The sequence below is a fragment of the Flagellimonas oceani genome, assembly GCF_011068285.1.
In the GTDB taxonomy this organism is placed as follows: domain Bacteria; phylum Bacteroidota; class Bacteroidia; order Flavobacteriales; family Flavobacteriaceae; genus Flagellimonas; species Flagellimonas oceani.
Window position 1 is genome coordinate 2247312 of record NZ_CP049616.1, and the last position, 18600, is coordinate 2265911.

Consider the following 18600-nt stretch of genomic DNA (forward strand, 5'->3'; position numbering starts at 1 on the left):
TTTCAACAAAAATTCCTTGGTTTTACTGGGCCCGGCCCATTTTTTCAACAAAAACCAAAAGCTCAAAATTTTATAAAATACCCAAAACCCCCATAAACAGGGGCCTTGCGGAGCAACTATGATCGGTAGCGTTGCGCCAGCACGCTATCCTCTTGCTTCTCCTTTTTGCGCCAAAGGCCCAAAAAGCATCGCACAAACCATCTTAAAAAGACAGCCGTCCCTTATCCTATTTTACCCTATGGAGCACGGACTTTTGGAAAGTCAGATCAAGTTGGGTTGCCGTGCAAACTTTGCTACGATGTAGCCTCTTAAATATACCCACATTCCATCAGGCACAAAAATGCGTTCTGCGGGCAAATGGCATCATTTGCCCGCAACATAAATAAAACTGCCATTTTTGGGTTTCCACAACGTCAGGAGTTCCACGGGAATGCCAAAAAAAAGACCCTTTTTCAAGGGTCTTGTTCCCGTCAGTCCTCCGATGGAACAGTATTGGTCTGTTCCCTGTAATACTCATACCGAAATATCCAGAGATTGACCACCAAGGAGTAGGTTTTGTCCACCGTGGCATCCGCTGTCTTTTTGACAACGCTTTTCTTTGGATGTTTCTTTGCAGGGATTTCCAATGACTTTTTTACAATTGCTTTCATAATACATGATTTTAAATTATCGATTATTTGAGGGCATCCCCGCACTTCCCAAAAATTTCAGCTCAAAAGGAAACGGAATAAATAGTGAGGCACGAACGGTTTATGCCGTAGTCTTTTGATGGGAACATTTTTGAAGGGCGAACTTGCGGTCAAATAAGGGATAGGTATTCTTTGGGGTTGCCCGGCACTTTACAAACAAGAATTTCCCATATTGGTTTTTGGGTGTTCGACCCACCTAAAAACCAACCATGAACCCATAAAAAAGCCCATCATGGTGGATGGGCTTGGATGGTGGGTTTAAGGGTTCACATATTGAACACGAAATCATAATGGTATAGGTTTCGCAAAGCTTCCCTTCGACTCCGCTCAGGGCGGGCATCTTCCAATAAGGCATCATAGTCCTTATCGTGGGTTTCTGCAAATTGGCGCAATTCGGTCCCGGAACGGCTTTCCACATCCTCTTTGGAACTGGAAAGCAAACGTTCCTGGGTCTCGCTATCAAGGTTGGTAAAATTCAAATAGACCATAATTCAATGCTAAAGAAATTCATTGTTTACAAATCATAAAGGCTAGGATCAAAACCATCGGGATAATCCCCAAGATCATGTTGCAGTTCCGACCCTATTTCAAGATGGGTCATTTCCATATTCACTTCTATGAACATTGGATTATAAGATTCCATTATCCGCAAAACTGTAGTATCGTCCATCAGGGGCAAGGATAATATGGTCCAAAATCTTGACATCAAAAAGCTGAGCGGCTTCTTTGATCTTTCGGGTCAATTGCTTATCAGGTTCGCTGGCCTTAAGTTGCCCGGAGGGATGGTTATGGGCAAGGATGATTCCCACCGAAAGGGTCTTTAGCGTAATGGCAAAAAGGATACGCATATCCACCAAGGTTCCCGTGATGCCTCCATGGGATAACGGATAAATGCCCTTGACCTTATTGGACTGGTTGAGCAGCACGATCTTAAAGGTTTCGTGCAGGCCTATGGTCTTGTTGTCCCAATTTTGGAACAATAGATTCGCCACCTCATTGGAGTTCGTCACGGAAAGGGATTTCAGCGTGCTGAGTTTTTCCCGATAACTGATCTGTATTTCATTGACACGGTGTTCCATTTCAAATGTGTTAAGGATGAAAAAAGAAAGGGATGCCCAAAGACTGGACACCCCCTATCCATTTACTCGGTGGTATTGTTATCACCCCCGCCCAAAAGCAGGATCTCACTGGCCACTACCTCGGTCACATACTTTTTAGTACCCTCTTTGTCCTCATAGGAACGTGAGGTCAATTTCCCTTCGATGGCAACTTCCTTGCCCTTGGTCACGAAGCCCTCGATGATGTCGGCCAGTTTTCCCCATGCGATGATGGTATGCCATTCGGTGTTGGTCACCCGTTCCCCTTCGGAGTTTTTGTAATGTTCATTGGTGGCCATGGTGAACCGTGCCACACGTTTCCCTTTGTCAAGGTCTGTGATAGTGGGATCCTGCCCCACGTTTCCAATAAGTTGCACTTTGTTTCTCAATGTACTCATGATAAAAAGTTTTAAAGGCCTGCTATCTTCCAGTATGGATAAATCAGCAAACAGGGTTAAAAATTTCCCCTTTATTTTTTTGGTTTTTGTTTCCCAAATTTTAAGGGGCGTTTGTTTGCTTCTTACGTGCGCAGCACAATAAAAGAAGGGGGTTCTGTCAAGGCTTTTGGACAGAAATCGGGAGGCTCCGCGACGTAGCAAAACCTTTAGGTTTTCAAGGAAGTGGAAACCCTATTTGTGGACAAAACCTGCCTTGGCCTTGACAGGTTCGATAAGGGCCTTAGGAATTCCATCCGACCCATTGGCAAGGGAGCGTACGGGAAGTTAAGCGAGTGCAGGCGATGGTGTCCTGATGGGAAGTCCTTGGGCACTGCCCTGTTTTTCGATGCCCCGAAAAACAACGAGGGCTTCTTTTATTATGGACCCCTTAAAATTTGTTGGGCGGACAAGCGGATTTGCGGCCTAACAGGCAAAACCCCAAGAAGGGTTTGCAAAGGAAGGGCGCACCAAAAATCCGTTTGAACGACTTCCTTTCTGGCCAAATGAAGTTTCATCAAACATTACGACAATAAGGGAACAAACGTATTGGAGTTACCCTACGACCGGATTATTTTTCATCTACAGTGATAAGCATTTCGTAATTGTTCGGATACGGTTTTTTATGCCCGGAAGCTTTCATATTGTCTCATAAGTCCTGTCGCCGTTTCTCGAAGAATCAGACCCCTAACCTTCCTGAAGTCCCCTCCAATACACGGACAGTTGTTTGGGTGACACAACCTGCGAAGCCTCTCATGTACAATTTTATCGAAGGTCTTGGCGAACCATGGGGCTGCCAACAACGGCTGAAAAATAAGATAGCCTCCAAAAATGGTTCCTCTTTGAAACTAAGTGTTCCACTTCATCCGCTGAAGTCGAACAGCATTCAATATTGCCAATAAGGCAACCCCCACATCAGCAAAAACTGCTTCCCACATCGTGGCTAGGCCTCCCGCTCCAAGGATGAGCACAAATGCCTTCACGCCAAAAGCGAGCCCAATATTTTGCCAAACTATCTTTCGGGTGGAGCGTCCTATTTTAATGGCTCGTGCCATCTTGCTCGGTTGGTCGGTCTGAATGATGACATCTGCTGTTTCAATGGCCACATCACTACCCAAGCCTCCCATGGCAATGCCCACATCGCTGATGGCCAGAACGGGCGCATCATTAATGCCATCGCCCATAAAGGCCACTTTGGTGTCTGATTGTTTTTTGAGTTCTTCGACTTCGCCGAGCTTATCTTCTGGCAACAGGCCGCCCTTTGCCCAATCAAAGTTCAACTTTTTCGAGACTTGTTGCGTTATGGAATCTTTGTCACCCGAAAGCATTATGATTTTCGAAATCCCGGCATCCCTGATTTGTTGGATGGCTTGATGGGCATCTTCCTTGAGTTCATCTGCAATGGTAACATAGCCTGCAAATTTTTCATCAATGGCCAACATTACAATAGAATCTACAATATCATCGGTTTCTGAAGGTACATCAATGTTGTTTGAGGCCATTAGGGCTTTATTGCCCACCAGCACTGTTTTCCCATTGACCGTTCCCCTTAATCCCTTTCCTGCAACTTCCGATACATCGGTTGCCTTTATATCCGTGCCTTCGGCTTTGTATTCCAAAATTGCTTTTGCTATGGGATGGGTAGATTGTTCCTCCATGGCCATCAGGTATTTCATAAACTTGGCTTCCTCAAATTGCGCGGTCTTGATCTCCTTGATTTTAAAAACCCCTTTGGTAACGGTTCCCGTTTTGTCCATCACTACCGTGTTCACTTTGGTGATTGCTTCCAAAAAAGATGCACCTTTGAAAAGAATCCCATTTCGGGATGCCGCTCCCAGACCACCAAAATAGCCGAGCGGAATGGAAATGACCAAGGCACAGGGACAGGAAACGACAAGGAATATTAAAGCGCGATAAAGCCAATCCTTAAATACATAGTCATTTAGAAAAAAGTAGGGCAAGAACGTTAATCCAATGGCAAGGAAAACTACAATGGGCGTATAAATTCTTGCAAATTTTCTGATGAACAGTTCTGTCTTTGATTTTCTGGCTGTAGCGTTTTGTACCATATCCAAGATTCGAGTGATGGAACTATCCTTGAATTCTTTGGAGGTTTCTACATCGATAACACCCTCGAGATTAATACTTCCGGCATAGACTTTTTCGTCTCTATTTATCGTATCGGGCTTACTTTCGCCAGTAATTGCCGCCGTATTGAGAGAAGCTCTTTCGGATAAGAGAATGCCGTCCAAGGGGATTTTCTCCCCCACACGTACTTGTATCCTTTCGCCAATCTCGACGGTTTGGGGATTTACGGTAACGAAATTCCCGTTACGAAGCACCAAAGCTTCGTCCGGTCGCGCATCCAAAAGGGCCTTAATATTTCCCTTTGCCCGATTGACTGCTGCATTTTGGAACAGTTCGCCCACGGCGTAAAACAACATTACGGCCACGCCCTCTGGGTATTCGCCTATGGCAAAGGCCCCTAGAGTGGCAATGGACATCAGGAAAAATTCAGTAAAGAAATCACCATGCTTTATACTGTTCCAACCTTCTCTGATGACAGGGAAACCAACAGGCAAATAGGCAAGGGTGTACCATATAATCCTTATCCAGCCCTTGAAAAACGGGAAAGCATCAAAATAGTCCACTGCAATGCCGATGATGAGCATTACAAAACTGAAAATGGCCGGTAAATAGGTCTTGAATTTAGATACACCTTCAGGACCACCATGGTTATGGCCACTTTCGCCCTGGCGTTCCTTTGAACCTAGATCACGTAGTTTTACTTTTTTCTTTTTCATAGACGGTAAGGTCGTAATTAGTTTCGTGCAACGGAAGTGCATTTATTGACCGCTGCATTTGTCGCAGATTCCCTTAATGACCAAATTGGCATTTTCTGCCACATACCCATCAGGTAGATTGATATGGGGAATCTTATGCTCAGTGAGACAGACCGTTTCATCACAGTTATCGCAATGAAAGTGCAGGTGCAGATCTTGTTCCATTTCACAATTGCAACCTGGTTCGCACAGGGCATACTTTGAAATATTGGTGCCATCATCTATTTGGTGCACAATGCGTTTTTCCTCAAAGGTCTTCAGGGTCCGGTACAATGTGGTTCTGTCCGCTTTTGAGAAAGCGTTCTCCATATCGGTCAGGGCAATGGCCACTTCCTTTTCAGCCAAATATTTATAGATCAAAATACGCATCGCCGTTGGGCGTACACCTTTGTTTTCCAATGTTTTTTCAATTTCTGTCATCATATTGTAATTTTATCAATGGCTATGTCCCGCATCCCCTTTTTTCATTTGGGCCATTAAATAGTAGGCATTGTTGTATGCAAATGTAGTATTTGGCCCAACGGAATCTACAAAATCGATGGCGACCCAATCCCCGTCATTTGGGCCTGTGTTAATTTCGACAGGTTTGAAGCTCCAGTCATTGCCTTCACGCTCCGCTTTAAAAATATACTTCTTTCCCTCGTTCGAACTTATTGCACTTTCAGGCACCGCAACGGTCTCGGATTTTTGGATTTCAATCCGTCCTTCAACATACATCCCTGGAATCAGCTGCCCTTCCTTGTTCTCGATTTCAGCATGGACGTGTATCGCTTTGGGATTTTGCTCGAAAGTTTTCCCTACGGAATAAATTTTCGCAGTAAGTTCCTTTCCGGGAATGGATTGTACATTGAAGGATACTTGCTGCCCTACCTTTACTTTGTACACATCCTTTTCAAACACCATTAAATCGGCATGGACGTGATGGGTGTCAACGATTTCAAATAGGTCGGTCTGCGGTTCTACATACTGTCCGGTCTTCACCGCTACGTTTTGGACAAATCCCTCAATGGGACTTCGCAATGCCACCCGTTGGTAAATCGTACCGTTTCTCACCCCGGACGCACCAATGTTCAATTGTTGCAACTGTGCTTCCAATCCCTTTGCCAGGCTTTGGGATGCCCGGTATTCCGCTTCGGCCTTTTGAAAGTTGGCCCCGCTGCCCACCCCGGCATCATACAGGGTTTTTTGTCTTTCAAATTCCTTTTTCAGAAACTGGCTGTTACTGTAGGCGTTCAGGTAATCGGTCTGTTTCTGGATGATATTGGGGTGGGACAAATAGGCGACCGTTTGTCCCTTTTTTACTTTGTCGCCTTCAATGACCTCTATGGACACCACATTGGCACCCACGACCGTCGTAATGGTCGCTTCATTCTGAGGTGGGACCTCCAGTTGGCCATTGGCTTCCACATACTGCTTCATAACACGTTGGGCGACGGTATCGATTCTCATGTTAAGATTCCGGCACTGCGCCTCCGTAAGCATGGCTTCTTTGGCTTCACTTTCTTTGTGCATTTCGTCCATTTCAGGTTTTTTTTGCTTTGCTTCTTCAGTATCGGCTTTGGAATTCCCACAGGAAGCAAGTACCAAGAGCATCGCCACAAGCCCAATAACGTTATATTTAAAAAGATTGTTCATTTGTCTATTGTTTAAAATATTGTAATTCAAATACTGATTCTAGATAGTTGTCAAGAGCGTCAAGTGCATCCATTTCCGTGTTTATGGCATCCCGAATAATCTGTGTGAACGCTGCATAGTCCACCGCACCCTCCGCGTAGGCCAACAATGCTCCCCTGCGCTGCTCTTGGGCAAGCGGCAAGGCCTTGTCCCTATAAAATTGCCACGATGCGCTCCATTTCTGATAGGCTTGCACCGCCTGCCGATATTCGGATTGCAGCTGGCGTTTGGTATAATCCGCATTGGTCTTTGCGATTTCACTTTCAATTTTGGCGGCCTTGGCTTGACTACGCTGTCCACCTGAAAACAAAGGAACCGAAATGCCGGCTTGATAGGTGTAGAACCCGCTATCACCATTGACCTGTTGCAGTCCGCCCTGAAGGTTGAACTTAGGCAGCAAGTCAGCCCGTGCTGCATCGTATGTCGCCTCGGCCTCCTCGATGCGCCTTTGTGAAAGTTCCAGCTCTGGGTGTTTTCCCAAATCCCCTTCCCATCCCAAAACCGTTACCGCACTTTCATCAAGTTTTTCTGGAACGGAATAGTAGATGTCCGAAACCAACCAAAGATTGAGCTTTTGCAGGGCAATGGCATAATCACTTTCGGCCTGTTGCAGTTGATTGTTGATTTGTAAGGCCTGATTTGTGGCCGATGAATATTCCAGCCGGGAAATGGCCTCTACCTTGAAGTTGAGTTCTATTGCTCTTTTAAACTGTGAATAAATGGAATCCAGTTCACGGTACAGTTCAAATTTCTGTCGTTGTCGATAGGCTTCTGACCAAGCCTTTTTGACCTCCTGTTCCACTTGCAGTTCGGAAAGGTCAAGAGCTGTCTCGGCCAAAGCGATGCGTTGTCTCTGCAAACGCCTTTTTGCACTGATGCCCAACAGGTCGATATTCTGTTGTCCAACCCCAACCAAGGTATAAATTCCTTGTCCGTCCGCAATTTCTTCGCCACCTGTGAAGACTTGGGTATTGCCAAGTTCGTAAGCCATACCTTTTAAGGCGGTTTGTTTTTGGACCTCCCATTGTTTCGCTTTCAACAGCGGGTAGTTTTTCCTGGAAACTTCCACCGCCTCTTCCAATGAAATAGCGGGCAGTGAATCATTAGGCTGGATCTGCCGTGCATTTTCAAAACCTTCTTGCGCATGCATTTTGGCAGGCAGTGCGGTGGCGAACAAAAGAAGGACCATGACCACAGGGGTAACCCATTTCGGGTCGGGTTTCCTCATCCGTTCCGAACGTCCCTCGACCCATTGGTAAAAGATGGGTAGGATAAAGAGGGTCAAGAGGGTCGAAGTTATCAAGCCACCAATGACCACGGTGGCCAAAGGTCGCTGTACCTCTGCCCCGGCCGAAGCCGAAACGGCCATGGGAAGAAACCCTAAAATATCCGTAAAGGCCGTGAGCATAATGGGACGAATCCGTCTTTTGGTGCCTTCTATAATTCTACCTTTAAGATTGGTCACGCCTTCTTCCTTCAGTTCATTGAGACCACTTATCATGACGAGTCCGTTCAGAACGGCCACGCCAAAAAGCACGATAAAGCCGACCCCCGCGGAAATACTAAAGGGCATATCCCTTAACCAGAGGGCGAACACACCGCCAATAGTGGCCATCGGAATGGCGAGGTAGATCATCAAGGTCTGTGGAAAGGACTTTAGCGCAAAATAAATCAATATGAAAATCAGGAACAAGGCAATAGGGACAACAGTTTGCAATCTATTGCTGGCGCGTTCCAGATTTTCGAAAGCACCACCATACCGAATGTAATATCCTGTGGGCAGGTCAAACTGGGCATCCAATTTTTCTTGGATATCCTCTACAACGGATTTTACATCACGGTCGCGAATATTGATGCCCACATAGGTCCGCCTATTGGTATTGTCACGGCTTATCTGCATCGGGCCGGGTTCATAACTTACCTCGGCAATTTCCCGTAATGGGATTTGCGAACCATTGGGCAGGTTGATGAACAGGTTCTGGATGTCCTCGATGCCTTGCCGGTTTTCCTTTTGAAGTCTTACGACCAGGTCAAACCGTTTTTCACCCTCGAAGATTACGCCCGCCTTTCCTCCTGCAAAGGCGGCCTGTACCACTTTATTGAGCTGTTCGATCTTTAGACCGTACTGTGCCAATTTATTGCGGTTATAGTCAATGGTGATTTGTGGCAGGCCGTCCGTGGCCTCAACTTTCATATCTGCCACACCGGGAACGGTGGCAATGATTTCCCCCATTTCCTCGGCCTTGCTTGCCAATATGCCGAGGTCTTCCCCGAACAATTTAATGGCCACATCCTCACGAACACCCGTAAGCAATTCGTTGAAGCGCATTTCTATAGGTTGGGTAAACTCAAAATTCACACCGGGAACGATACTGATGGCCTCCTTCATTTTTTCCACCAATTCATCCTTGCTTTCTGCAGATGTCCATTCATCCGTTGGTTTGAGGATAACGAAGACATCGGCGATATCCATGGGCATCGGGTCCGTTGGTACATCGGCGACACCGATACGGCTGAGAACGGTTTCCGCTTCGGGAAATTCGGCCTTCACGATACGTTCAATCTTTGTCGTGGTTTCGATGGTTTCCGACAGGGAACTGCCGGGTTTCAAGATCGCGTGAAAGGCAATATCACCTTCGTCCAATTGCGGGATAAACTCACCGCCCATTCTCGTAAAGACGAAAATGGCAATGGCAAAAATGGCAATGGCAATGCTTACGACCACTTTGGCCTTGGAAAGTGATTTGGTCAACAACGGTTCATATTTCTGCTCAATCCAATGCACGAACCTATCGCCATAGGATTGTTTTTTGGATTTTGGCGGCCGTAGGAACAATGCCGAAACCATGGGCACATAGGTAAGACACAATAGCATGGCCCCGATCATGGCGAAAATGAAGGTAAGGGCCATGGGCCGGAACATTTTCCCTTCGACACCCTCCAAGGCCAAAATGGGCAGGAACACGATCAGAATGATCAGCTGGCCAAAGAAAGCGGCGTTCATCATTTTTTTGGAGGCCTTGGCGGCGATGTCATCCCGTGTTTCTGCACTAACGCCATTCTTTTTGACCACATAGGAGTACATTAAAAAAACGGTGCCCTCTACGATGATCACCGCACCATCCACAATGATTCCAAAATCGATTGCCCCCAAGCTCATCAAGTTTGCCCATACGTCAAAAACATTCATCAGAATAAAGGCAAACAATAGGGATAAGGGTATGGTCGAAGCCACAATGAGTCCGCCACGCCAATTTCCCAATAACAAGACCAACACGAAGATCACGATAAGCCCACCTTCCAAAAGGTTCCCCGTTACCGTGCCTGTTGTCTCGGCGATCAATTCGCTACGGTCAAGGAAAGGTTTGATGGACACCCCTTCAGGAAGGGACCGTTGTATCTGTTCCACACGTCGGGTCACGTTCTCGATCACCTCGTTGGAATTTGCCCCTTTGAGCATCAAGATCATTCCGCCCACGGCTTCGCCCTTTCCATCTTTGGTAAGCGCACCATAGCGTACCGCACTTCCCATGCTTACCTTACCTATATCCTTCACTTTGATGGGAATGCCATTAACGGCCTTGACCACCATGTTTTCAATATCCGATATGGTCCTGGCCAGCCCTTCACCACGAATGAAGTTGGCTTGGTGGTTACGCTCGATGTAGGCCCCACCTGTATTCTGGTTGTTGTTTTCAAGGGCCGAGAACACTTCTGTAATGGTAATACCAATGGCGCGAAGTTCGTCCGGGTCAACCGCCACTTCGTATTGCTTTTTGTTTCCGCCAAAGGCGTTTACCTCGACCACGCCGGGTACCATGGCCATCTGTCTCCGTACAATCCAGTCCTGCATCGTTCGCAGTTCCGTTGCCGAATATTCACCTTGATGTTCATCATCTACTTCAAGGGTATATTGGTAGATTTCACCCAATCCCGTTGAAATTGGCCCCATAACGGGTTTGCCAAAGCCAGAAGGGATCTGTTCCTGAACCTCGGGCAGTTTTTCGGCTACAAGTTGTCTGGGCAAATAAGTGCCCACCTCATCGTCAAATACAATGGTCACCACAGAAAGCCCAAAACGGGAAACAGAGCGGATTTCCTTGACATTGGGTAGGTTGCTCATCGCAACTTCCACGGGATAGGTTACAAATTGTTCTATATCCTCCGTTCCCAGGTTGGGTGATTGGGTAATGACCTGTACTTGATTATTGGTGATATCCGGTACGGCATCGATGGGAACTTGGGTCATGCTATAAACGCCCGCACCAATCAATGCGAGGGTCAGCAGACCTATAATAAATTTGTTATTGATTGAAAAATCAATGATTCTGTTGATCATGGACAAGGGTATTGATTCAGTTTATATTCTTACTGGGCGCATTGATGAAAAGCAACGCACGATATTGACGTAACCATGAAAAAGTCACGTCAAAACAGGATAGTTTTATCCTATAAAAACTGGATCATGCCCGAGGGGGCTGTAAAAGAGAAGGTGGAATATCCTTGCCGAGGTCATCAAAATGGGCAAAGAATTCGTCTGGGATTTCTGGCTGGTACGGTTCAAATGCGACAAGCCCAAAATCTATGGTGTGAACGTGGCAACAATGACATTGACAGAAAGGCGAGCAAAGTTCACAATCGTCACCTTGGTCGCCGTCAGAATCGACTACCGAAACAGTTTGGCAATCGTCAGAGGCATTCCCTGAATCACTACAAGGCACCACGTTGAGCGCCAAGAAGTATATTGTTAATATGATTGTCAAAAATTTCACGGGGCAAAGATAAAAAAATCCAAGTGCAACTCTATTGCAAAGAATGGTTCTTAAAAGGAACTCTTTTTGGACCAATAAAAAGTAGTTCCAAACTTCATTATTGGAGTTTTCCCCCTAAAATATCAGGTCATTACTAGAGTATGAAAAAAGTGACATCGGCAACGGCCTTATGCCGTCCCTTTCCCGAGAAATATTTTCCGGGTTTATCTTTGCGCAGTATTGATCGGAATACGTCCTTACTCGCTTTTATTTGGCCAATAGCGCTCCCGATCCCACTTGTCTCGGGTCAGGTTTCAAGGGTTGTTTGACGGTCGTAACCACCTCCAGACTGAAATGCCCGAACTCTTCGGTCACCGTTCCGTGGCATAAATAGATGCCCTTTCCATGAATGGGTGTGGATGCCATCGTTTGTGGAAAGTGTACACAGTCAAAAAAGTGCCCTTCCAGATCGAGCATGGTGGTAAAGCGCATGGTGTCCCCTTTGGATGTGGTGTTCAATCGGGTATGCACTAGGGAACCATAGATCCAGATCCTTTGGTTGACATAGGCCTCAAAATCACCGGCAGTCAGCCTACTCTTCACTTTGCCGTCCATAAGTTCATAATACCCGCATAGTGGAAAACCCAGAAGTTCCATTTGGTCGTAGGCATCCTCAATAGGATGGGAAGGTAAATTCGGCAATGTAAAATGCCTGTGGTTGGGTTTAAAGAGCAGTTTCTGGATAGTTTCCTTTCGATGGGCCTTGGTCTTGAACACGGCCTGCCAAAGCACTTGCTTCTTGGGCACGTCAAAGACACGAAAGGCATCGATACGCACCAAGATGGTCAACTGTTCGATGGCAATGGGGACACGGTCGATAAAATCATCAAAATCTCGGAATTTGCCATGGAGTTGCCTTTCGTTCAAAATGCGTTGGATGACCAAACGTTCCAAACTCCGAAGCTGCCCCAGCCCCAAATAGATGTGCTTCCCATAGATGACATTGACATGATCACTGCGGTTGATACAGGGCGGATGGATAATTCCTCCCCACATCTTAGCCTCATGGACATAGAGCTCTGTATCATAGAACCCTCCCCTATTGTTGAGCACGGCTACCATAAATTCCAGGGGAAAGTAGCATTTCAGATACAGGCTCTGGTAGCTTTCCACGGCATAGGAAGCGGAATGTCCCTTGGCAAAGGCATAACCCGCAAAACTCTCGATCTGTTCCCAGACCATTTGGGTCAAGGCAGCATCGTGCCCCCTTTGTTTGCAGTTTTCAAAAAACTTGAGTTTCACTGCTTGGAATTCCTCCCGGGAACGGAACTTTCCGCTCATCCCCCGTCGCAACACATCGGCCTCCCCTAGGTCGAGTCCTGCAAAGAGATGGGCCACCTTGAGCACATCCTCTTGATAGACCATGATCCCATGGGTCTCCGGCATGATCTCCAACAGGATGGGATTGGCCTCCTTGCGGCGTTCCGGTTCCCGCTCCCTGCGGATATATTCATCCTTCATCCCCGAGGAGGATACCCCTGGACGGATCACGGAGCTGGCCGCCACCAGTCCCAAGTAGTCATGGGTCCGTAGCTTTTTCATCAGCCCCCGCATGGCTGGGGATTCCACATAATAGGCCCCTATCGCCCTTCCTTGGCTCAACAGCCGATTGATATTGGCATCCTGTTTCATGGCCTCCACGCTCTTGATGTCCCAAAGCATGGCATCGGGTCGGTTGTCCTTGATCACCTCAACCGCCTCCTTGATCTTGGCCAATCCCCGTTGCCCAAGGATATCGAACTTGAACAGGCCTACATCCTCGGCAATGATCATATCGAACTGCACCGTCGGAAACCCTTTGGGCGGCAGGGTCGTGGCCGAATAGTAATGCTCGGAACGGTCCAGAATCAAGATCCCCGAGGAATGCACACTGATGTAATTGGGCATCCCATGGATATAGGTGGCGTATTTCAGCACCAATCGGGCCAGTTCGTCCAAGCTTCCTTGCTCATACCGACCTGCACTGAGCTTATCGATTTCCTCGGTGGGCAGACCGAACACCTTGCCCAGTTCCCGAACAGCGGCCCGGTATTTAAAGGTGTTGTAGGTTCCCAATAGGGCCACATGCTCGAAACGTTCAAAAATATAGGCCGTGACATCGTCCCGGTCCCAGGTGGAAAAATCAATGTCAAAATCCGGAGGGGAGGCCCTAAAGGGATTGATGAACCGTTCAAAATACAGGTCCAGTTCAATGGGATCCACATCGGTGATCCCAATTAGGTAGGCCACCAGACTGTTGGCCCCACTCCCCCTGCCCACATAGGGATACCCTTTGGACTTGGCATAGGAGACGATATCATGGTTGATCAAAAAATAGGACACGAAGTCCAGTTCCTGAATGGTACGCAGTTCCCGGAACATCCGCTCCTTGACCTTTTCCGTGGGATGGGCATAGCGTCGAGGCAGCCCATCCAATGCCAGTTCCCGCAACCGCTCCACATCCAAGGCCTTGGACGCCAAAAAACGGGACTGGTTCTGGGAAACCCGCTCACTTCCAAACCCAAAGGCAATGGTACAGGAGTCCATCAACCGCTGCGTATTCTCCCAGATATGGGGAACATCGGCCAAGGCTTTTTGCAGTTCCTCCATGGGCCGAAGGGTATCGGTGGGCCTGGCCTCCTCGGACTGTGGCAGTTTGCTCAATAGTGTGTTCAAGCCTATGGCCCTAAGCAAGCGATGGGTATTGAAATCCTTTTTGTTACGAAAGCTCACGGGCTGTAACAACACCAATCTATCGGTATAATCCCGATACCGGGAGAACCGCAATTTCCGTAGTTCGTCCACCGAGACCCCAATGTACTCATAAGCCCGGAAATCCGTTCGTTCCTCCTCCTGGATCTTCTCGAAAGGATAGATGACATGGACATGTTCAAAAATTGGGGCCACAGTCGGAATAGGTGTTCCTTTGTGCAGGTGCTGGGAAAGAAAAGCATTGATCTCCCGAAACCCCTCATTGTTTTGGGCCAGTCCCACAAACTCCTGTACATTCCCGTTCCGAAAATCGATACCCAAAATGGGACGTATCCCCTGTTCATGGGCCAAGCGCACAAAGTTCATACCCGCTGAACTGTTGTTGATGTCGGTCAGGGCCAGCACTTCCACCCCATGGGAACGGGCCAGTTCCAATAGCTCCGTTTCGGAGAGCACCCCGTAGTTCAGGGAATAATAGGTATGGCAGTTCAAGTACATGCTATTGTTGTCTATGGGCCAATAAGATGGGTGGTTGTCCGTCAAAGGGGTTTCCGCCTCTTCCTATACTATGGGCCCCCATGGCCGAGGCCCGCATCAAACTGGATTCCCCAAATCGATTCCGTACACGATCCATGGCCTGATAGAGGTTGAGCAGTTTTTCGTCATCCGCGAACAGGTCGATCTGGTAATGCCCCCCTACGATATGACTGTAGTTGACACCCACGAGTCGGATGAGCATCCTTCGGTCATAAAGGGAGGTAAAGAGTTCCTTCACCAAGGGTACCAACACATGGTCCGCAGAAGTATAGGGAACCCGTTTCTGCTTGGTGTAGGTCTTGAAATCACTGTACCGGATCTTCACACTCACACAGCCCGTCATCTTATTGGCCCTTCGGAGTTGGTAGGCCAGGTTCTCGGCCATGGCGAACAAGGTGGTCTCCAGTTTGACCATATCGGTGGTATCCTTTCCATAGGTACGTTCCGTAGAAATGGACTTCCGTTCATGAAACGGGAGCAAGGGGGAATTGTCCAGCCCCTGGGCCCGCATCCAGATGGTCCGTCCATGCAACCCAAAGGCGCTTTCCAGCATCTCCAAGGGCAGTTGCTGTACGGTCTGTATGGTAGTCACCCCCATATTGGACAAAAGCCCATAGGTTTTCTCCCCCACGGAGGGCAGTTTACGAATGTGTAAAGGCGCCAGGAACTCTTTCTCCAGTCCAAGATCGATCTTCATCTGGTTGTTGGGCTTGGCCTCCCCGGTGGCCACTTTGGAGACCACCTTGTTCTGGGAGAGTCCAAAGGAAATAGGCAATCCCGTTTCCCTCAAGATCCGTTGTCGAATTTCCGAGGCGTATTTGTAACAGCCAAAGAAACGGTCCATCCCGGAAAGGTCGGCATAGAACTCGTCCACACTGGCCTTTTCAAAGACCGGGACACTCTCCTTGATAATCTCGGTCACATTGTCCGAGAACTTCATATAGGTCCCTGCATTGCCCTTAATCACAGTGGCCTCCGGACACAACCTCCGGGCCACTTTCATGGGCATCCCTGAATGCACCCCAAAACGCCGGGTCTCATAGCTACAGGCCGCGACCACCCCTCTGTCCCCCAACCCACCGACCAAGAGGGGCCGCTTCATCAGACGGCTGTCCAGTAGTCGTTCACAGGAGACGAAGAAGGTATCCAGATCGATATGGAGAATGGTGGGTTTCATAAAATGTTGGATTTATTCCTATAATTTGGAAAATATCCAAATGTACGGAAAGGAACAACCCGTTTCAAAACTTTAACAATTTTGCCTATCTTAATACGGCATAATTCAACCTCAACATGTGTTACTCGACCAGACAGACCCGGGAACGGAAGGAGCTGGAAAAACTCCTTTCTGTCAAGGCCATGTACGGTGACCTGGACACCGACCTGGAACTCATTTATTTCCACGCCAACGGCTGGAGCCATCCTGTGATGTGGACTTTGGGCCAGGAAGAGCCCTACAATATGCTCCCTGCGATGTGGGGCATCATGCCCCCAAAGGAAAAGCAGGAAAATTACACGGAGTATTTCAAGAACCCAAAAACCTTTGGGGGACTGAATGCCAAATCCGAAAAGCTCTTTGACCACTTCGTGTACCGGTACTGTTGGGAGCACCAACGCTGTATCATTCCCGTGGACGGATTCTTCGAACCACACAATACGAAAGTGAAAGTCAAGGGAAAGGATTTTAAAGTTCCGTTTTATTTCCATAGAAAGAACGGCGACCCCATATACCTAGCGGGCATCTATACCAACACGGCCGATGGACGGAGGACCTTTGCCGTACTCACCAAGGACGCCACCCCCATGTTCGAGGAAATCCACAATGAAAAGAAAAGGCGACCCGTCATCATTGATGATGAAAACTTGGATGCTTGGTTACATAACGGCAACAATAAATCAGATGTTCAAGATCTTATCGATGACGATCTATGGGAAGGTGATCTGGAAGCCTATCCCGTCACCAAGGACCTCTATAGTAGAAGTGTGGATTCCAACTATCCGGGCATCATTGAAAAAGTGGACTACGAAGAGGTGTCCATACCCTATTGACCTTTCCTTTTGACCATGTTCATGGGTACGGACAGGGAATATCCCCCATTAAGGGTTCGCTAGCCCCGGAAGTGCAAGATCTTCAACGGTCAACCCAGACAGATGTACTTATATTTCATGAAAAATATATAAAAATCATCGTTTTTCACGCCAAGTAATTGTTTTTCATGGTATATTTGTCATTATATTTCACGTCATCATATGAAAAATAATGATTTTTCACAGAAAATAACGGTTTTTCATGGCCGCACCTTACCTGAGGAAGGTTTCTTGGTAGGTCAGTCCCTTTTGATTGCCACAATGGAGAATCAATTTGATGTAGCGGTTCCCCTGCCTGATATATTGGCCATGGCAACGGAGAAGCACCAACGCTACGATACGGACCAATGGCAAGTGTTCACCATAAGGCACAAACCCAAGGACGACCTGAAAAGCCATTTGGTCTTTGCCCTTAAATACGAGCCCTTGGACCTATATCTCCTCAAAAGGTTTTTCGAGTTGACCGGGGATGCCATCATACACCAAATGTTGGAAGAGGAGCCCACGGGGCAATACACTAGAAGGGCGTGGTTTCTATACGAATGGCTGACCGGAATAACCCTTGACGTACCGAACCTGAACAAGGGCACTTATGTAACGGTGGTGGACCCCAACCTACAATATACGGCCGAGCCCGAGAATTCCACACGGCATCGCGTCAAGAACAACCTGCCCGGGGTCCCGGGGTACTGCCCGATGATCCGACGGACGGCAAAACTGGATGGGTATATTGCCAAGGACCTATCTGAAACCATCGAAAAGGGATTGGGCAAACGGGACAAGGATCTTATTCGAAGGACCGCTGCTTTTTTATTGTTGAAGGACTCGAAGGCATCCTTTGCCATAGAAGGGGAACATCCCCCGAGCATGCGGGCAAGGAATTGGGGAAAAGCCATAGGCCAATCGGGCAAGTCCCCTTTGGGCATACAGGAGATCGAACGGTTACAGCATATTGTCATCGGCAACAAAAAACTGAGGCATATGGGCATCAGGACCGGGGAAGGCTTTATTGGGGAGCACGATAGGGAGACCCTCTCCCCCTTGCCCGACCACATCTCTGCCAAGGCCAAGGACCTTCCTCTTTTGATGCAAGGGTTGTTCGGCACGAACGAGCTGTTGCAGAAGTCTCGGTACAATCCTGTATTGGCCGCGGCCACCATCGCATTTGGCTTTGTTTTTATCCATCCCCTATCCGATGGCAACGGGAGGATACATCGCTATATCATCCACCATTTGCTTACCCGGATGGGGTATACCAAGAGAGGTATGATATTCCCCATATCCTCTGCCATTCTGGAACGGATTGATGAATATCAGGATATTCTGGAGCATTTTTCCTCGCCAAGGGTCGATTTGATCGAATGGGAGGAAACACAAGACCATAACATCGATATCCTGAACGAAACCATTGATCTATACCGGTACTTTGATTTGACCAAACAAGCGGAATTCCTGTATACCTGTGTGGAAGAGACCATTGAAAGGATCATACCGGAAGAATTGGACTATTTGGAAAAATACGATCGGATGACAAACCTTATCAATGCCCGTGTGACCTTACCGGATACCAAAGTCGATCTTTTGATCAAGTTTCTGAACCAGAATGAAGGTATATTGTCCAAAAAAAGAAGGGAAAAGGAATTTGCGGAATTGACAGATGCTGAAATCCAGGAAATTGAAGATTCATTCCAAAGTATTTTCCAAGGTTGATGGGTAACCTGACCCAGTTTGGGTTC

At 47.6% G+C, this 18600-nt stretch carries 14 protein-coding genes; 3 read left to right on the forward strand and 11 right to left on the reverse strand.

The genetic code is table 11. The features are described 5' to 3' along the window. Positions 1-470 precede the first annotated feature (470 nt). The 4 genes from GVT53_RS10315 to GVT53_RS10330 all read right to left on the reverse strand — a co-directional run bounded on the left by GVT53_RS10315 (position 471) and on the right by GVT53_RS10330 (position 2184). The gene (locus GVT53_RS10315; RefSeq protein WP_067036202.1) at positions 471-650 is read right to left on the reverse strand and encodes a hypothetical protein; all 180 of its coding nucleotides are present in this window, start codon (positions 648-650) and stop codon (positions 471-473) included. 305 nt (positions 651-955) lie between these two features. Beyond that, on the reverse strand, positions 956-1177 hold the full coding sequence (locus tag GVT53_RS10320) for a hypothetical protein (protein ID WP_166248571.1): 222 nt from the start codon (positions 1175-1177) through the stop codon (positions 956-958). Between the two features lie 141 nt (positions 1178-1318). Further along, complete coding sequence (locus GVT53_RS10325) at positions 1319-1768, reverse strand: JAB domain-containing protein (RefSeq protein ID WP_166248572.1); 450 nt, start codon at positions 1766-1768, stop codon at positions 1319-1321. Between the two features lie 62 nt (positions 1769-1830). After that, positions 1831-2184: a single-stranded DNA-binding protein gene (locus tag GVT53_RS10330; protein WP_166248573.1), complete on the reverse strand. Its 354-nt coding sequence runs from the start codon at positions 2182-2184 to the stop codon at positions 1831-1833. A gap of 237 nt (positions 2185-2421) precedes the next feature. Between GVT53_RS10330 and GVT53_RS10335 the strand changes: the two genes are divergently transcribed. Continuing rightward, positions 2422-2706, forward strand: a complete 285-nt coding sequence (locus tag GVT53_RS10335) for a hypothetical protein (protein ID WP_166248574.1) — start codon at positions 2422-2424, stop codon at positions 2704-2706. A gap of 362 nt (positions 2707-3068) precedes the next feature. On the opposite strand, the gene GVT53_RS10340 is transcribed toward GVT53_RS10335, so the two are convergent. The 7 genes from GVT53_RS10340 to dinB all read right to left on the reverse strand — a co-directional run bounded on the left by GVT53_RS10340 (position 3069) and on the right by dinB (position 15953). Further along, positions 3069-5024 carry a heavy metal translocating P-type ATPase gene (locus GVT53_RS10340; RefSeq protein ID WP_067036191.1) on the reverse strand — a complete coding sequence of 652 codons (1956 nt, stop codon included), beginning with the start codon at positions 5022-5024 and terminating at the stop codon, positions 3069-3071. 42 nt (positions 5025-5066) lie between these two features. Further along, positions 5067-5483: a Fur family transcriptional regulator gene (locus GVT53_RS10345; RefSeq protein ID WP_067036187.1), complete on the reverse strand. Its 417-nt coding sequence runs from the start codon at positions 5481-5483 to the stop codon at positions 5067-5069. A gap of 15 nt (positions 5484-5498) precedes the next feature. Beyond that, on the reverse strand, positions 5499-6698 hold the full coding sequence (locus tag GVT53_RS10350; protein ID WP_119618874.1) for an efflux RND transporter periplasmic adaptor subunit: 1200 nt from the start codon (positions 6696-6698) through the stop codon (positions 5499-5501). Positions 6699-6702: 4 nt separating this feature from the next. After that, complete coding sequence (locus GVT53_RS10355; RefSeq protein ID WP_166248575.1) at positions 6703-11076, reverse strand: CusA/CzcA family heavy metal efflux RND transporter; 4374 nt, start codon at positions 11074-11076, stop codon at positions 6703-6705. A 124-nt stretch (positions 11077-11200) separates the two neighbouring features. Further along, positions 11201-11509: a DUF6660 family protein gene (locus GVT53_RS21200; RefSeq protein ID WP_081894468.1), complete on the reverse strand. Its 309-nt coding sequence runs from the start codon at positions 11507-11509 to the stop codon at positions 11201-11203. Between the two features lie 246 nt (positions 11510-11755). After that, positions 11756-14737, reverse strand: a complete 2982-nt coding sequence (locus GVT53_RS10360) for a DNA polymerase III subunit alpha (RefSeq protein WP_166248576.1) — start codon at positions 14735-14737, stop codon at positions 11756-11758. 1 nt (position 14738) lies between these two features. Next, the gene (gene dinB / locus GVT53_RS10365; protein WP_036379060.1) at positions 14739-15953 is read right to left on the reverse strand and encodes a DNA polymerase IV; all 1215 of its coding nucleotides are present in this window, start codon (positions 15951-15953) and stop codon (positions 14739-14741) included. Between the two features lie 116 nt (positions 15954-16069). Between dinB and GVT53_RS10370 the strand changes: the two genes are divergently transcribed. Both GVT53_RS10370 and GVT53_RS10375 read left to right on the forward strand, forming a co-directional pair. Further along, positions 16070-16825 carry an SOS response-associated peptidase gene (locus GVT53_RS10370; protein ID WP_036379062.1) on the forward strand — a complete coding sequence of 252 codons (756 nt, stop codon included), beginning with the start codon at positions 16070-16072 and terminating at the stop codon, positions 16823-16825. Positions 16826-17026: 201 nt separating this feature from the next. Further along, positions 17027-18574 (forward strand): Fic family protein, encoded by a 1548-nt coding sequence (locus tag GVT53_RS10375; protein ID WP_036379063.1) that lies wholly within the window; start codon positions 17027-17029, stop codon positions 18572-18574. The last annotated feature ends 26 nt before the right edge of the window (positions 18575-18600 follow it).